Genomic DNA, 17,142 nt, shown 5'->3' with positions numbered 1-17,142 from the left:
AAAGCCAGCCTAATTAGGCTGGCTCTATCAAACCAAACGCTAGTGTTAGCCCAAAATTGAACGAACGTAATCTGCAATGTCTTGGTTTTGACAGTTGTCAAAGAAACATTGTTGGAAGCGAGAGCTGCCGACCGCGGTCTTCACAAGTTCTTGATCAATAGCGCGTAGTGAATCAATAAAGTTATCTTTCACTACTGCTGCTTTTACGTCATTAAGTAGCGCTGCATTGCGTTGCTGTGGCTCAGCTCGCTCTAATGGGTAACCTTGACCACGCTCACCTGTGAACGCTTTTTCAAAGATGTAACGCACGTTTAGCTCACCAGCCCAACCGAAACCTTTCGCGAAAGCAAGCGAGATAGCATTACCGTTGTTGATTTGGTTAAACAAGAATGCATCAGACGGCTCTAAACAGTACCCACAAACCACACCTGGGTGTAAGTTCAGTGACATCAACGCACCTTGACCTGTTCCACATCCCGTTACAACGAAATCCACCGCTTTAGAGTTAATCAGGATGCTCGCCATGATACCTAGGTGGATGTAAGTTAAGTGATGATCGTTTTCATCGGTCATGCCTAGGTTGAAAACATCATGGCCAAGACCACCCGCAACTGACTCAAGCTCTGCAGATACCATTGCATTTTTGCCCGCTTGGCTGTTTTCCATCATTAGTGCGATTTTCATATACGTTCTCCCGCAGCGTTGCTGCAAATTTAAAAAAATTGAGTCTGAAACTATCAATATTAAAATTCAGTGTTTAAACAAAGGCTTTACGCATCGGCGTAAAGTTATCCATTAACACGCTGGCTTTTGGCAAACATGTCTTTTCTATTCTTACGTCGTAACTTTGCACTTAGCGTCATCTTTGTATAAGCGGAAAATGGTTCTTAGATTCATCCCTATCACTGATATTTCCATCAGTGTTCCGCCAATTGAACCAATAATTAGGTTGTTGATAAGCCAACAGAAAGCCCCTAATAAAAAGCCGACTCTCAGCGCGATACCGCTCAGTCTAAATATTGAGTACGTTCCAATAATCGATCCGGCCAAAGGTAGAAACTGATACCAATGCTGCGCAAAGCTTATGCCGCCACTGATAGCCAGAACCACAAATAACCCGGCCGCCCACAACGATTTTGTATACATTGATGTGCAAGTTCTGAGCGCTGAAATCAATGCACCAATTGCCGATGTAATGGAACCCAATAATAAAAAATGAATAAGATGGTTAATGTTTAACAGCAACATCACCACTTTGAGCTTTTTGTCATCTTTCTGGTAAAAGGTCGATAACCCCAGAACAAAACTGAATAGCCCGACTGCCTGCGCAAAAAAATCACTAACCATCTTATAATACTCAGTTAGCGAGCTAACCAACCACCATCGACGGCAATGGTATAACCATTAATATAGTCTGATGCTGGTGACGCTAAAAATACACATGGGCCAGCAACATCTTTCGGTGTACCCCAGCGATCAGCAGGGATACGCTCAAGAATCGCTTGGTTGCGCTCTGCGTCTTCACGTAGTGCTTGAGTATTGTTGGTTGCCATGTAGCCAGGTGCAATCGCGTTGACATTAATATTGTCGCTTGCCCACTCGTTCGCCATCGCACGAGTGATACCCATTACCGCACTCTTAGATGCGGTATAAGAAGGTACACGGATACCGCCTTGGAAAGAGAGCATTGATGCGATATTAATGATCTTACCGCCGGTGCCTTGCGCCTTAAACTGCTTAGCAACCGATTGAGACATAAAGAAAACTGTTTTGGTGTTGATGTTCATTACGTCATCCCAGTTCTGCTCAGAAAACTCAATCGCGTCCTCTCTGCGAATAATACCGGCATTGTTTACAAGCACATCAATACGACCAAATTCAGTAAGCGTTTTGTCGATTATTCCAGGAATATCTTCTTGCTTAAGAAGGTTGGCACGTACGTCTAAAAACGTATGACCTGCCGCATTCATTTTTTCAATCGTCTCTGTTGGTTCAACATAATTAACGCCAACCACTTTACAACCCGCCTCAGCCAGTCCGATTGCCATACCTTGACCAAGGCCTGTATCGCAACCCGTCACTATCGCGACTTTTCCTTCTAAATTGAATGACCCTAATATCATGCTTACTTCCTCAATTATGTTCCGTTTGCGGCGCTTCAATTAATCCTGCCACTTAATTTAGTCATACAATAAAACATAAATACCTTTCTGACAATTATTTTTGAAACGACATTTCAAAAACAATCATAAATTATATCGAAAATTTGAAGTTGATCGTTCTAGAGTTTTATTTTTTTGAATAGGCTTTTTAGAAATTACGAAAAGTGGTATTTTATCTTGATATTAGACAGTTCAAAGGAATAAAAATGGAAAAGTCCACCCAACCAGAAGCCGTTTCATCGGTATTGAAAGTTTTTAACATTCTTGAATCTCTGGGAAAACAAAAGGAAATCGGCGTATCTGATCTTTCACAGCGCTTAATGATGTCGAAGGCCACGACGTATCGCTTTCTACAAACAATGAAAATGCTGGGCTATGTGTCTCAGCAAGGCGAGGCCGATAGATACTCACTGACATTGAAGATGTTCGAGCTTGGATCTAAATCGCTTGAGTGGGTTGATATGATCACAATTGCAGAGAAAGAGATGCGTGTGATTTCAGAAGAGACCAATGAAACCATTCACTTAGGGGCATTGGATCATGGCTCTATCATCTATATTCACAAAATTGATTCTAGCTTTGCTTTGCGTATGCACTCACGTGTTGGCAGAAGAAACCCTCTGCATACTACTGCCATAGGCAAAGTATTGTTGGCAGAACGTGACGAAGAATACGTTCGCGCTCAACTTGCAGATACCGAGTTTGTGAAAAGCACGAAAAATACAATCGAAAGCGTCGACCAACTTATGGATGAGCTAAAAATAGTGAAACAACAACACTTTGGCGAGGATAATGAAGAGCAAGAACCAGGATTACGCTGTATCGCAACCCCTGTTTACGATCGTTTTGGTACCGTGATTGCTGGTGTGTCAATTTCATTTCCGACCATGCGCTTTGATGAGCAGAAAAAAGCGTCTTATGTGGAATTATTACACAACGCAGGTCGAAATATATCCAAACAATTAGGGTTTAATGATTACCCAGTAAAATAGCCAGAAAGGTTTTAGAGCGAATCAAGGCGTCTCTAACTCGATATATGAGGCGTTTGACAATAATTCTATGATTAAAAAAGCTAAAGGGTATATACATAATAATGTGTTATCTAAAGTACTGAAACGATCATGACGCTCAAAGAGATACTAAAAGTTCCTAACGTTCGCTATTTCTTAATGTTTAGAAGTAGTTACTTTGCGCGTTTCTATTACCCTATCTTCACCCTACTCTACTTAGACTATGGTTTAACCCTCTCTCAATTTGCCATGCTTAACGTGGTTTGGGCTGCCACCATCGTACTTGCTGAAGTACCATCAGGGGCATTGGCTGATACGCTCGGGCGTAAAAAGCTTGTCGTGCTCTCATCGATGGTGATGTTTATTGAAATCGCCATGATCGCCTTAGTACCAACCGGAGAGCCCGATGTGGTCTTCGTTGTATTTTTGATTAACAGGATACTCAGCGGCTTAGCTATGGCACTTGCGAGTGGTGCCGATGAGGCATTGGCTTACGACACTTTGAAAGAGCAAGGCAATGAAGCGCTGTGGCCGCGCGTTTTACAAATACAACTTCGAATCGCTTCAAGCGTTGGTATCTTTGTCACCTTGCTCGGTGCTGCCATGTACGATGTGAACGTCATGGCGCCTCTCTTTCATACTCTTGGATTGGCCGAGCCCGAAAGCACCAAAGACCTGATGCGCATTCCCGTGTTTGCCACCCTGTTGGTGGCGATGATCGCCATTTATGCCGCCATAAATATGCGTGAAGAGAAAAAAACGGGGCCAAGCGATCAAACCAAAGCAGCCACCATCATTGCCAGCCTTAAATTAACGGCCGACACCGGTAAGTGGGTACTTGCTACCCCTTACGTTCTGTTTATCTTGCTCTACTACAGCCTGTTCGAGCATACCTCGCGAATGTTCCTAACCATGAATAGCCAGTACTACCTTGCTATCGATATACCGATTATCTACTTTGGTTTTATCGGTGCTGGGATCAGTTTGCTTAAAATAATTTTAGCGGGACAAAGCCGCCGATTAACAGAAAGTATGGCGCCAAAAACCTTTATTGCGGTCATGGGGGGCGCGACCATGGTGACCTATTATTGGATCAGTTTAGGGTGGTCAATTTACGGAGTGATTCCAGCACTCGTGCTGATTTTTATCATCATGACGATGAACATTTTCATCAGCTATCATCTCAACCAAAAAACACAATCACACATCAGAGCCACCGTGCTTAGCTTTAAAGGTCTAATGTTTAATCTTGGATATGGATTGATCGGCATTTTATATGCCTACTACTACAAGTTAGTATCCCAGCGTTACACCGCACAAGAGATAGAACAAAACCTCGACTTCTTGGCTTCACTCTCTTCATTCTTCTATTATTTCACCCTATTATTCGTTTTGATCAGCGCGCTGTTCTATTTCAAGAACAAAAAAGAACCGATCTTTTGATAAATGTAGCGATATCGAATAGCACTTAAAGCCAAGCTTTTAATGTTAACTGAGTAAGGATTGGTTAATATAATCAGTAAATTACATTACACATGGAAGCGTCATGTCTTTTAGTTGGATAGCTTTTACTCTTCTTGCGGCTTTTAGCCAATCTTGGCGCAATGCATTTCAAAGCAAATTAAGTGGAACGATGAGTGTGGCAGGAGTCACACTGGCTCGTTTTATTTGGGCAGGCCCGATCGCGCTTATTTATCTTTATGCGCTCTATCAATGGCAGCCCGTAGCCACACCGCATTTTTCCGGTGAATTTATTTTCTACATTGGTGCCGCTGCAATCATGCAGATCCTTGCTACAGCCTTAATGGTGATGCTGTTCAAAAGAGAAAACTATGCAATAGGAGCCGGACTGGCTAAGTGTGAAGCCCCCGTATCAGCTGTACTTTCGGTGTTATTCTTTGGCACTGCTTTAACGGTAACGGGCTGGTTAGGCGTAATCATTGGCACGTTGGGCGTGTTGATCATGAGTAGCTCTTCCGGCTGGCGAAGCCTCTCTCCCAAGGTTTTTCTACTTGGTATGGCATGCAGCACTGCTTTTGCTTTAACCTCTCTTTGGGTCCGTGAAGCAAGCTTGAGTATCGGGCTACCCTTTCCGCATAGCGCAGCTTGGGTGTTATTTTTAGTCATTTCACTTCAGACCATCATTATTTGTACGTTTCTGTTTTTTAGAGATCGGGCGACATTCCGCCAGATATTTAAAGGATCGAAATTGGTGGTTATGACAAGCCTCGCCAGTGTGATTGGCTCTCTTGGTTGGTTTAGCGCGATGTCATTGCAAGCCGTGCCTTATGTAAAAACATTGGGGCAAATTGAAGTGATCTTTATGGTGTTGATCTCTTATTTCTGGCTAGGGCAACACATTGCTCGTAAAGACATCTTTGCCCTTATTCTGCTTTCTATCGCCGCAGTGTTGGTTATGTGGCAGTAAACGAAAGCCGTATCAAACAAGACCAAATAGATCCTTGCCAACATGCCAGTCCCGGATGCTAAGCAATATTGCCGACACAAGGCGATTTATCAGTGCCCACACTTAACATCGATGTTGTATTGTTAGTCAGATTTAAGTCGCCAAGCATACTAAAAGACACATCACATTTCGGTTTTTTAGTTTCAGCTTCTGTATCATTAATCACCTTGTCTACGGCAAACGGGGAAAGGTAAAATCCGCCCTTGCTATTTTTTAGGTCCTTATATGTTGTCGAATCAATTAATGATGCTGTTAGCCATGGTCGAACGAGCATCTTTGCTACTCATGGCTCTCTACTTTCTAACACATATGAAAGTATTTCAGACTCTGATTGCAAAGCAGAGTCGCAACACACTAGAACGCACGATACTGACACTGTTCTTCACGGCGTTCGCCATTTTTAGTACCTATACAGGAGTGCACGTTGAAGGGTCGCTAGTCAATGTTCGTATTATCTCGATTGTCTCAGGTGGCGTGCTCTTTGGACCTTGGGTTGGCATCCCCGTAGGACTCATCTCTGGTATTCACCGGTATCTTATTGATCTCAATGGCCCATCATCGATTCCATGTTTAATCAGTAGTGTTTTAGCTGGGATCTTAGCCTCTTGGGTCTACCTACGTGCTAACTACGCTAACTATGCTAAGTACGGTTTTCTCGTCGCTGCTGGTTGCGAAGTGTTGACCATGATACTCATCATTGGTTTATCTCAGGACAAAGCCCTCTCCTATTCGATAGTCGATGCTATTGGGTTGCCCATGATTTTAGGCTCAGTGTGCGTGATTCTGATCATTAAATGGCTACAAGATATGGAAAGCGAAAAAGATAAAGTCGCGGCATATCAAGCCAAACAAGCCCTAAAAGTCGCTAACCAAACTCTACCCTATATACGAAAAAGCTCAAATGATGCACTAAAACAGGTTTGTACCATCATAAAAAGGGAGTGCAATGCCGATGCTGTCGCGATTACAGATACTCGCGATGTGCAAGTGTATGTGGGTTATGGAGAGCAGCAATACTCTAGCCATCACAACCAGGTCAGCCTGATGACAAAAACGGCGATTGAAAATGGTACGATTATTAAGAGCAATAATATTCAAGAGCACACTTTTCGGTCATTAATGATAATCCCGTTATTTGAAAACAGTAACGTCACGGGAACCTTAAAAATCTTTTTTAATAAACCCCATCAAATCACGCTAGCCTTACACGAAATGGCGATCGGTTTGTCTCAGCTCATTTCAACTCAATTAGAGGTTGCCAAGGTCGAAAAATTAAAAATCATGGCTAACGAGGCAGAATTTGGGGCATTACAAAACAAGATCAACCCTCATTTTCTGTTCAATACCCTCAATGCTATCTCCACTCTGATACGAATCGAACCCGATAAAGCCAGAGATCTCATCGGCAAACTGGCGGGATTCATGCGATTTAACCTAGAAAATGTCGATGAGATGATTCCTCTAGAAAAGGCACTGCAGCAGGTTAAAGACTACGTAGCTATCGAAAAAGCCCGTTTTGGAGATAAGTTATCTGTACAATTTGATGTGGACACTGTCGACACCTCAATACCACCATTACTGATACAACCTTTAGTCGAAAATGCTATCGGTCACGGCATCATACCGAATGGTCGCAGTGGTACGGTTTGCATTCGCGTTAGACAGCAACTCAATGGTATTGAAATCACGATTTGTGATGATGGCGTTGGCATCCCAAATACGGTTATTGAACAAATTTATTCTGGTACGATCGAATCGAAAAGGATCGGGCTCAATAATGTCCATCAACGAATTCAATTATTGTACGGGAAAGGACTTGAGATAGAACGTCTTACCCCGGGCACTCGTATCTCTTTTGTGATTCCTAAAGGCAAATATAATGACAACAGCAATCTTAGTTGAAGACGAATATCTGGCTCGTGAAGAACTCAAATATCTGATCCATAAATACAGCACGATTGAAATAGTGGCTGAGTTTGATGATGGGTTGAAGGCATTGGAGTATATCCAAGGTACAGAAATCGACATCGCATTTTTAGATATCAACATCCCATCGGTCAACGGGATGTTACTGGCTAAAAGCCTCTATAACTCAAAGTGCCCACCGAAAATCATCTTCACAACCGCTTACAGAGAGCACGCAGCTGAAGCCTTCGACATTGAAGCCTTTGATTATATTCTCAAACCATTTAGTGAGCTTCGAGTGCAAAAAACGCTCGAAAAAATCGAATACCAAAGAGCTTTGTCGTCCACCAAACAAGACTCATACCATGCTCATCGTGATCCAAAAGCCAGCGTTAATTTGTATCAAAACAACCGCATTCGAATTACGCCTGTCGCAGAAATTATCGTCGCCAGTGCAAATGGGAAAATAACCGAAGTTGTCACGCAGCGCGGTTTGTTTACATCGCCAATGATGCTAAGTGACTTTGTTAACCAAGTGGATAATGTGCACTTTTTTCGAGTTCACCGGTCATACTGGATAAATTTAAACCAGATAGAAGAGATCATCCCTTGGGCAAGCAGTACCTATCGTATCAAATTAAATGGTACAGACACCCTGATTCCGGTAAGCCGCTCCAACATCAAGCCCTTTAGAGACTTAATGGGTTTGTAATTCATTCCCTATTTTTGCCGTTCATTCCACTGTCACTACCGTTGATTTTTTTTCCTTTTCTGCCGCTTGAAGCCTAAATGATAGTTGAATAAGTTAGAGCCAACTTAACTTATTTAGTATTCATTTAAAGGCGTTCCACTATGAGCAACCCTATTCGACCACGTGACAAATGGTTCACCCTAATTGGCACCGTACTCATTGAATTTGCACTTGGATCCGTTTATACCTGGAGCTTATTCAACGCTCATCTAGCAGATAAACTCGACCAACCCGTCAAACAAGTTGCCTTTGCATTTGGCCTATTGAGTCTTGCGTTGGCGGTAGCGTCTTCCATTTCAGGTAAGCTTCAAGAACGGTTTGGTATCAAAAAAGTGCTTATATTCTCCGGACTATTACTCGGCTCAAGCCTCTATCTCACGTCAGTAGCATCAAGTCTAACCGCATTGTATTTATGCGCTGGTTTCTTGGTCGGGTTTGCCGACGGTACTGGCTACCTACTTGCACTCACTAACTGCATCAAGTTCTTTCCTAATAACAAAGGGATCGCTTCCGCTTGTGCCATTGGTGCTTATGGCCTTGGCAGCTTAGGGTTCAAATACATCAATATGTATTCATTAACGCACTTTGGGCTTGAGAATGCGTTTGATGTTTGGGGTGTGATTGCCATGGCATTGGTTTTGATTGGAGGCTTACTGGTCGTTGAAGCACCCAAACAAGACCGATCTACCTCGGTTCATAAACTCACGGAAACGAGCGATAGTTTTACTCTAAAACAAGCAATGAGCAAACCTCAGTTCTACATGCTGGCTCTAATATTCACCACCGTATGTATGTCTGGGTTATACGCGATTGGTATTGCGAAGGATATCGGTGAAAATTACGTTCATCTGTCGGCTGGGATTGCTGCCACCGCCGTTTCTGTCATTGCGGTTGCAAATCTAGGAGGACGTATCGTGCTAGGTGTACTGTCCGACAAAATCACACGAATGTACGTCATCACCATCGCATTAGTTATCTGTCTTGCTGGTGTTAGCACCTTGATCTTTATCACTCCCACACTGCATACCTTCTATCTATCATTAGCTTGTATCGCATTTAGCTTTGGCGGGACTATAACGGTCTACCCTTCTCTCATTAGTGATTTCTTTGGCCTAGAAAATGTAGCGAAGAATTACGGTATCATCTATTTAGGGTTTGGTATTGGCAGCTTTGCAGGTTCTGTCATTGCGTCTCTCTTTGGCGGTTTTTTAGCAACCTTTCACGTTATGCTAACGTTGATTTTAGTGTCCATTGCACTTTCGTTAATTATCAAAAAACCAAACCAGTCACTCGCGGTAAGGCTGTGGAAGAATGAAGTGACCTCATAAATCGGGGCATTTTTACACTGAACTTTTCATCATGCCTGACTTCGAAAATGGTCGGAGTCAGGCAATTAAGGTTTAGGTAAACCTGAAAGTGATGGACTCAGAAAACGTATTAATAATAACCAACAAAAGTCTGGTAAGTGTGTTACCTTGGTTTTTATCCCTACCGCTTAGTAGGGACTTCTTTTCTTTTCCGTACTATCACCTCGGCACTCCTTAGTCGCCCTCCTAAGCCTTACTGCAGGCTTTAATTATGTCCATTTCAAGCGAAAAATTAAGAAACATATTCAAACTCACTAAAATTGAACAGCTAGAAAGCAACAACAACGTCCCCCATTTCGCACCTTGGTTACCACTGGCTCAGAAAAGTAAAACCCGTTACCCCTTCAGCGATTATCTATTGCGAAGGCAATTTCGGTAAAATCGATGGTAAAACCGCTAATGGCCTAGTAAGACACTCGTTACGCTATCGTATTCTATCGGTTATTGATAGTGAATCTGCCGGCTTAGATGCTGGAGAACTACTGGATAATGAAGCCAATGGAATTCCTATCCTGGCCAATGCTGAAGAAGCCATCATTCACGCAGAAAGCATTCCCGATTACTTCATTTTTGGTATGGCACCATCAAGTGGTTTGTTATCAGACTTAGATAAAAACATCATTCTCAATGCCATGTCTCTAGGGATGAACATTGTATATGGCTTGCATGAATTTCTCACTGATGACCCTCTATTTTTAGAAGCGAGCTTAAAAAATAATGTTCGAATATTCGATACTCGCAAACCTAAAAATAAAGCCGATCTGAAAACATTTAGCGGGAAAATACACAGCGTACAATGTCCAAGAATTGCGGTAATGGGAACGGATTGTGCGCTAGGAAAACGAACAACCGCGACCATTTTAGTGAATGAACTGACTAAAAAAGGCCTTAACGTTGTTCTGATTGCCACCGGTCAAACGGGGATTATACAAGGCGCACAATACTGCGTTGCACTCGATGCTGTCCCTTCACAGTTTTGCGCTGGCGAGTTGGAATCTGTCATTGTACAAGCCTATGAAAAAGAAGATCCGGACCTGATCATTATTGAAGGGCAAGGAGCCTTGAGTCACCCTGCGTTTTCAACCAGCGCTTTTATCTTACGTGGCAGCTGTCCAACGGGTGTGATTTTGCAACATGCCCCTAAACGTTTATACCGTACTGATTTTCCTGATTGCCCAATGCCTTCGATTGCCTCAGAAATCAATCTTATCGAAATGTTTTCTAATACCGATGTTATTGGACTTACACTGAATCATGAAGGGATGTCTTTGGATGAAACACGCTGTGAGATAGACCATTACACGACCAAGTTTGGCCTACCTGTTACTGATGCATTATCTCAGCCTGTCGAACATCTACTGAACATCGTAACATCAGCCTTCCCTACGATAGCAAGCAAACTGGCCGAAAAAAGGTGAACTACCCTAGGTTAGACATCGACTGTGGAAAAATTCATCATAACGCTCAGTTTTTAATGACTCAGCTATCACGGAAAAATATCTCTGTTACGCCTGTAACAAAAGTCTTTCTCTCTCACCCGATTATCGCACAAGTTCTCATTGATGCTAGCGCCATTATGTTAGCCGATTCAAGAATCGAAAATCTTCAAAATATGACTGAATCTGGTCTTTCTATCCCAAAAATGCTGATACGTACCCCCATGCTAAGCCAAGTGGAGAATGTAATAAAATACAGTGATATGAGTGTAAATTCGGAAATTGAAGTGATTCAAAGACTTTCACATGTCGCCCAACAACAGAATTGTTGTCACGATATTATTATTATGGTTGAGCTTGGCGATCTCAGAGAAGGCGTGATGCCGAATAACGTGATTGATTTTATTCGGGCGATCATTTGTTTACCTAATATCGCGATAAAAGGCATTGGTACGAATTTAGCCTGTCGGTATGGTGTCGCTCCGGATGAACAAAATATGACAATTCTTTCTGATCTTGCCGATGGAATTGAAGCAACATTTGGGATTAACCTTGAGATTATCTCCGGAGGAAACTCTGCTTCAGTTAACTGGGCTCTTCAGAGAACCGGCCAAACTCGAGTCAATAACCTTCGTCTAGGAGAAGCCATTTTTTTAGGCTGTGAACCCTTAGAACACGACCAGATTGAAGGGCTGTATACGGACGCCGTTTCTTTGACCGCTGAAGTGATTGAATCCAATATTAAGCCAACATTGCCTTGGGGAATCGTGGGTTAAATGCTTTTGGTGAAAAAGAGAGGAAGAAGGGAGGCATAGCGCTACGAACAGCAGTCATCATCTTCGTCAGTGTCATGCTTAATGATTGTCAGATAAACCCGATAAAATCCAATGGGCTTGCCGATCATAGATGCTCAAACTGAATGCTAAACAATCGCATGGATAAAAACCAATACGAGTTATTCAATGTACTTAATGACATTATTTTATTTAAGTATGACCGCCTTACCCCTTGGGAAAAGAGCTTTATCACGGACCTACACCACAAAGCTTTAACCAAGCAGCTTATTTCAGCGAAACAAGAACAACTCGTTTTAAAAATCTCAATGAAAGCCTTCAAATCAAAGAAGAAAAAAGCACATTCCAACGTTTAAGTTACGCCTGTATATACAAACCTGTTCAAGATCATCTATAGATTGAACAGGTTCGTCGTATTTGCACCAATTATTCAGACGATGGCAACAAGAGTTATCGATAGCGAGCGCAATGAGTCACACTGCGCCAGCTAAAACATAACGTTATTGTTCAGATCGAGTAACGGTAATTTTAGTAATTTGAGTTAATAAGAACTTCTTCACCATACTTACCAGCATGAGGCAACGGTGTATACGTTGTCTGTGCGCCTCGTAGGAAGCGAATAGCTTTTACACCCGCCTCACGAGAACTGGTGATGTCTTTATCTGAATCACCATAGTATTGAGAAATTTTAGCCATTTTGAGTTGTTGAACTTTGTCTAAAGAACCGGCAAAAACGACAGGCTTAATTTGCTCTTTGTATTGTTTAGGAAAAATGTTTCGCAGAGTGGTGGTTAAAGTCTCTTGACCCTGAGGAGCCGTTCGACCAGTAATGAAGTAAACGGTATCACCATGTTTTAAGTGCATTGTGACCAATTCAACCGCCGACTTTTTGGGAATAGAAAAACGATCAAGGCCAGTAGAAGCTTCATTCCAAAAATCTTGGTTTTTTAAGTAATCAAACGAGTCTGGAGAGTATTTTTGTTTACCGTAATAGAAAACCGGGCTTGAGAATAACATAGTGTCATCAATATCTAAGCCAACAACAATCGGCTGTTCAGGAAGCTCTGATGCAATTTTATCAACCGTCGTCCAAGCTATATCAGGGTACTGCGTTGATACCTGATTCGAAAGGCTGTGCATGTCCATCGTAGCATGAGTCGATGCGAATGCTGATACCGAAAAAAGGGCAGTAAGTGCTATTGTGATAGTCGTTTTCATTTTCATTTTTAATCCTAGTGAGAGTGGGGACGCTTAAACGTTTGTTTTGCCAGATCTTACGCCTCTTGGGAGCGTATTCATTCGACACAAGATTAGTTTTCACCATTCCTACTATGATTTCATTCTAAAGTTAGCCCTTTTAAACAGCGAATACGTTGCCAGACTCACTATTACAAGCTATTTTCTGCTGCAAAATCGGATTCATAAGTTTGGTCAGAGACTGAAACAGTCATCGTCGTTAAAAGATCAATTAAATGCTCCAGTGAAGCCAGTATATTTTTGACAAAAAACTCAGTAATAGGCTGAAATAAAAATAATAATCCCTAATTTGTTCTAGCGAATTGAAATTAGTGCCAACTAAGCACAGAATACTTCATTTATTCCTACAGAAGAGATTTTAACGTGAAAAAGCTTGTTGTATTAGCACTCTTAAGTGCAAGTGTTTCCGCTGCAGATCGAGATCAATTTTACGCCGGTGGTAATGTTTTTCTAGTTAACAATACAAAATTAGGTTCAGGTTCAGCTTCGATTGATGAAAACAATGACTTAGGTGGAGGCGTATTTATTGGATATAACTTACCGATACACCCTAGTGTCGATTTTGGTTTAGAGCTCGAATACCAACGTTTTGGTAACGCTGAATTTACTAATAACAATGCAAGAGTTCAAGGGGATGCCTTTTACATTAATGCTCGTCCCAAATTTATTGATGAAGGTAACAATTTATACAGTGCGCTTATCCTCGGCGTGGGTTCTATGAATGGTGAAACAACGGTTTCTGGCCAATCAGCTTCAGATTCGACGTTTTCATATCAAGCCGGTTTAGAAGTGGGCTACATGTTTGATAATTTCGACTTTTCAGTGGGTTATAGATATCGAACAGCTGAATTTGATATTGCAGATGTGGTAATTAAAGGCGTCACGTTGGGAGTGCGCTATAATTTTTGATTTTAGGATATGGCCGCTTTATCGCCCCGAAATCCGTTCTTAAGCGCATAAGAACAAGAGGCTTCATGTATGAGCATCTTGTTCTTTTGTTCTTAATACTGATTTTACCGACGTCATTCGAGCATCATTGAACCTCAGCCTTAATGGCTAATATCACTCCTCCCAGATAAAAGCGCGATCTGATTGTTTTGAGCGACTCGCAAACGCCTCAGTATATTAAGCCGACGCTGACTAACGAAATATGTCAATATACATTCATGCCCTTAAATATCGCAACCAAGCAAGCAAGTTAACACTGGAACATGGTGTCGTTTTAAAGGTGTCTCGCAGTATTTAAAAGCGCATATATGACTTTGTTTCGACCTCGAATAAGCTTCTACCCCAACCTCCTTACAATAAACGATTTTTATATTGTTCTGGTGTCAAACCTGCGTATTTTTTGAACATGCTAATAAAGGGGCTTGCTTGGTTATACCCTAATGTAAGTGCCACTTCTTTAACGGACTGCCCGTTTCTTAAAAGATCCATTGAATATAAATATCGTACTCGCAATCGCCATTCAGTAAAACTCATCCCCAACTCACTTTGGCAATGACGCGATAAAGTGCGTTCGGTCGCATGCACCTTATCAGCCCAGTCTTTGAGTGAAATCTCTTCGGTCGGATTTTCTTCTATAGCCGCCAGAATCGGAGCAAGGTACTTATTATCAGTGGAAGGTAAAAAATGGTGCTCGACTTGTCGCTCAGCTAATTGATCGAGTAAGACCTGAACGAGCCTCTGATCTTTTTCACTTTGAGCAACACTAATACCACGTTGGCGACAGTCATCAATAATCGAAGAGACAATAGGTGTGATCTTTATTAAGCTGGTTTTTTCAGGCAGATGGTGAGTCAACTCATGAGCAATGTTCAGGGAGCAGTACTCTAAAGGTTTACGGTTGTAGCTGCAGTGCATGACCCCCGCAGGTACCCAAATCGCTAAATGCGGAGGCGCTAAAAAACGTGTGCCTTCTGCTTCCATTTCAAGGATCCCACCACTGATCAACTGTACTTGTCCCCAAGGGTGGCTATGCACCCGAGTTTCCGTGTTCGATAAGAAAGCTTCGAAATTCATAAATACATTCGATGGTGCTTTTTCGATTGATAAGGATGGATGAAGGTTTCTTGAATGTTTTTTCAAACTTGTCTTCCTGTCGCGTCTGATGTCTTTTTAAAGATATCTGTAAGTATAACGACCTGTCAAACTAGCTGCATCAACTTATTTTCGACGGAATTCACATGCACTATCTTTTACCATTTTTTACTGTCTGTATTTGGGGTGCAAATGCTATCGTCAATAAACTGGCCGCGAGCACTATTGAACCAAGCGCGATGAGTTTTTATCGCTGGTTCATTGCGATGTTAATTCTCACGCCGTTCTGTATTAAATCGGTTATCAAGCAATGGTCAGTGATTAAACCTAACTTATCTAAATTGGCTTTCCTTGCCTTTCTAGGTATGGTCTTAAATCAATCTTTAGGCTATTACGCAGGCTTGACCACGACGGCTTCTAACATGGCGCTGATCACTTCATTGGTGCCATTAATCAGTGTTTTTCTCAGCGTTCCTTTATTACACAAATCCATTTCGAGTTTGAGCATTGTGGGGGGTATTTTGTCTCTATCAGGATTAGCGCTAATGCTAGGCAAAGGCGACCCTTTATTCTTCCTCCACCAACAGCTCACACAGGGTGACGGCTATATGTTAATAGCGGCCTTGGTTTACGCTTCATACTGTGTATTGTTGAAACGCTGGAAAATGCCCATCAGTAACTGGGTGGTGATTTACATGCAAGGAATATTTGCGGTTGCAATGCTGACGCCACTTTGGCTAACCAGCGATCAACTCATGCCTTCACAACAAGCGATTCCTTTGATCGCTTACGCAGCAGTTGCCGCCTCAATATTAGCACCTTGGATGTGGGTGAAAGCCATCGATACTATCGGGGCTGATTCAAGTGCCATGTTCATGAACTTGATGCCTGTTATTGCGATTGTACTGGCAGCGACTTGGCTCGGTGAAACCGTTAACCAATTCCATATTATTGGCGGTGTGATGGTAATTTCAGGGGTCATTCTTGCGCAAATAAAAAGAAAACCAAGGCTTAAATTACCTTTGCCTCAGCAAAGCTAGATCAAACGGGCAACGGTTGGTTAGCGTACATAAAAGTACTCATATGAGAAAAGCCGCAGTATGAGGTATCTACCTGCACAGGAACACCTAGCATCACGCTAGGTGTTTTTTTATTATTGCCCTTCTCCACTTACTCTTAAAATAGCCGACTTGCGTTTATCTATCACCTCCGGTACCTGCAGCCATCAATACTCATGGGTGGGTCACCCCGTTTGAAAAATTAGTCTCAAGCGTGAGATTACCCACTTTAAATTCTCTCATCTCATGTATATTGTTACTAGCAAGTAACCGGTATGTTATTTAGCACGATAATAAAGGAAGATAGATGAGCAGTAACGATAACCCACGAAAAGGCAAACGAGACGTGACTCTGCGTTTTCTCGCTGAACCTGGAGATGTGAACTTCGGTGGTAAAGTTCATGGTGGTGCGGTGATGAAATGGATCGATTTAGCGGCTTATGCTTGTTCTGCTGGGTGGAGTGGCAAATATTGTATTACGGCTTACGCTGGCGGTATTCGATTCGTTGCACCGATCCATGTTGGCAACCTTGTTGAGGTCAGTGCCAAGGTCATCTATACCGGGTCATCTTCCATGCATATCGCGATTGATGTGCAAGCGAGCGATCCTAAAGAGCTCAACAACCGCTTAACGACTCACTGTATCGTTATTATGGTCGCAGTCGATGAGAACGGTAACCCGACTAAAGTGCCAGAATGGAAGCCAAACACACCAGAAGACATCGAATTAAGAGATTCGGCTATTCGTCTAATGAACATGCGAAAACAGATCGGTGAAGAGATGGAAGCTCATGTGAAGTACCTTAAGTAAGGGCCACCAGCAACTCTACCCGATAAAACCTGATGACAATGCCAAGCCCGTGCTTGGCATTGGTTTATCTGATATTGATTCGCA

15 protein-coding genes and 3 pseudogenes are annotated in these 17,142 nt (G+C 42.3%); 13 read left to right on the top strand and 5 right to left on the bottom strand.

Features of this window, described 5'->3' with window-relative positions; translation table 11 throughout:
• Positions 1-45 precede the first annotated feature (45 nt).
• From OCU36_RS16680 to kduD, 3 genes are all read right to left on the bottom strand, one after another.
• On the bottom strand, positions 46-684 hold the full coding sequence (locus tag OCU36_RS16680; RefSeq protein ID WP_261840650.1) for an RpiB/LacA/LacB family sugar-phosphate isomerase: 639 nt from the start codon (positions 682-684) through the stop codon (positions 46-48).
• Between the two features lie 150 nt (positions 685-834).
• On the bottom strand, positions 835-1,347 hold the full coding sequence (locus OCU36_RS16675) for a YgjV family protein (protein WP_261840649.1): 513 nt from the start codon (positions 1,345-1,347) through the stop codon (positions 835-837).
• A 14-nt stretch (positions 1,348-1,361) separates the two neighbouring features.
• Entirely contained in the window at positions 1,362-2,123 is a 762-nt protein-coding gene (gene kduD / locus OCU36_RS16670; protein WP_261840648.1) for a 2-dehydro-3-deoxy-D-gluconate 5-dehydrogenase KduD, read from the bottom strand.
• Between the two features lie 245 nt (positions 2,124-2,368).
• Between kduD and kdgR the strand changes: the two genes are divergently transcribed.
• The 10 genes and pseudogenes from kdgR to OCU36_RS16625 all read left to right on the top strand — a co-directional run bounded on the left by kdgR (position 2,369) and on the right by OCU36_RS16625 (position 12,248).
• Positions 2,369-3,154: a DNA-binding transcriptional regulator KdgR gene (gene kdgR, locus OCU36_RS16665; RefSeq protein ID WP_261840647.1), complete on the top strand. Its 786-nt coding sequence runs from the start codon at positions 2,369-2,371 to the stop codon at positions 3,152-3,154.
• A 129-nt stretch (positions 3,155-3,283) separates the two neighbouring features.
• Positions 3,284-4,615 (top strand): MFS transporter, encoded by a 1,332-nt coding sequence (locus OCU36_RS16660; protein WP_261840646.1) that lies wholly within the window; start codon positions 3,284-3,286, stop codon positions 4,613-4,615.
• A 103-nt stretch (positions 4,616-4,718) separates the two neighbouring features.
• The gene (locus OCU36_RS16655; protein WP_261840645.1) at positions 4,719-5,600 is read left to right on the top strand and encodes a DMT family transporter; all 882 of its coding nucleotides are present in this window, start codon (positions 4,719-4,721) and stop codon (positions 5,598-5,600) included.
• A 264-nt stretch (positions 5,601-5,864) separates the two neighbouring features.
• Entirely contained in the window at positions 5,865-7,541 is a 1,677-nt protein-coding gene (locus OCU36_RS16650; protein WP_261840644.1) for a LytS/YhcK type 5TM receptor domain-containing protein, read from the top strand.
• Entirely contained in the window at positions 7,519-8,256 is a 738-nt protein-coding gene (locus OCU36_RS16645; RefSeq protein ID WP_261840643.1) for a LytR/AlgR family response regulator transcription factor, read from the top strand. The genes OCU36_RS16650 and OCU36_RS16645 overlap by 23 nt, the downstream gene beginning before the upstream one ends.
• Positions 8,257-8,396: 140 nt before the next feature.
• Positions 8,397-9,623 (top strand): OFA family MFS transporter, encoded by a 1,227-nt coding sequence (locus OCU36_RS16640; protein WP_261840642.1) that lies wholly within the window; start codon positions 8,397-8,399, stop codon positions 9,621-9,623.
• 250 nt (positions 9,624-9,873) lie between these two features.
• Positions 9,874-11,080, top strand: a pseudogene (locus OCU36_RS16635) (DUF1611 domain-containing protein).
• A pseudogene (locus OCU36_RS16630) lies at positions 11,077-11,894 on the top strand (alanine racemase); the annotation flags it as partial. The pseudogenes OCU36_RS16635 and OCU36_RS16630, both read left to right, overlap by 4 nt.
• 15 nt (positions 11,895-11,909) lie before the next feature.
• A pseudogene (locus tag OCU36_RS20170) lies at positions 11,910-12,011 on the top strand (type II secretion system pilot lipoprotein GspS-beta); the annotation flags it as partial.
• 6 nt (positions 12,012-12,017) lie between these two features.
• Positions 12,018-12,248, top strand: a complete 231-nt coding sequence (locus OCU36_RS16625) for a hypothetical protein (RefSeq protein WP_261840641.1) — start codon at positions 12,018-12,020, stop codon at positions 12,246-12,248.
• Positions 12,249-12,420: 172 nt separating this feature from the next.
• On the opposite strand, the gene aphA is transcribed toward OCU36_RS16625, so the two are convergent.
• Positions 12,421-13,116, bottom strand: a complete 696-nt coding sequence (aphA, locus tag OCU36_RS16620; protein ID WP_261840640.1) for an acid phosphatase AphA — start codon at positions 13,114-13,116, stop codon at positions 12,421-12,423.
• Between the two features lie 396 nt (positions 13,117-13,512).
• Between aphA and OCU36_RS16615 the strand changes: the two genes are divergently transcribed.
• A complete protein-coding gene (locus OCU36_RS16615; protein ID WP_261840639.1) occupies positions 13,513-14,058 on the top strand; it encodes a porin family protein in 546 nt (181 codons plus the stop codon).
• Between the two features lie 390 nt (positions 14,059-14,448).
• Here the strand turns inward: OCU36_RS16615 and OCU36_RS16610 are convergent, their stop codons facing one another.
• Positions 14,449-15,237, bottom strand: coding sequence for an AraC family transcriptional regulator (locus tag OCU36_RS16610; protein ID WP_261840638.1), 789 nt, complete (start codon positions 15,235-15,237; stop codon positions 14,449-14,451).
• Positions 15,238-15,335: 98 nt separating this feature from the next.
• Between OCU36_RS16610 and OCU36_RS16605 the strand changes: the two genes are divergently transcribed.
• Both OCU36_RS16605 and OCU36_RS16600 read left to right on the top strand, forming a co-directional pair.
• The gene (locus tag OCU36_RS16605; RefSeq protein ID WP_261840637.1) at positions 15,336-16,229 is read left to right on the top strand and encodes a DMT family transporter; all 894 of its coding nucleotides are present in this window, start codon (positions 15,336-15,338) and stop codon (positions 16,227-16,229) included.
• 325 nt (positions 16,230-16,554) lie between these two features.
• Positions 16,555-17,058 carry an acyl-CoA thioesterase gene (locus tag OCU36_RS16600; RefSeq protein ID WP_261840636.1) on the top strand — a complete coding sequence of 168 codons (504 nt, stop codon included), beginning with the start codon at positions 16,555-16,557 and terminating at the stop codon, positions 17,056-17,058.
• The last annotated feature ends 84 nt before the right edge of the window (positions 17,059-17,142 follow it).

This window comes from Vibrio artabrorum (assembly GCF_024347295.1).
Taxonomy (GTDB): domain Bacteria; phylum Pseudomonadota; class Gammaproteobacteria; order Enterobacterales; family Vibrionaceae; genus Vibrio; species Vibrio artabrorum.
This window is presented reverse-complemented; position numbering and strand designations above follow the sequence as displayed.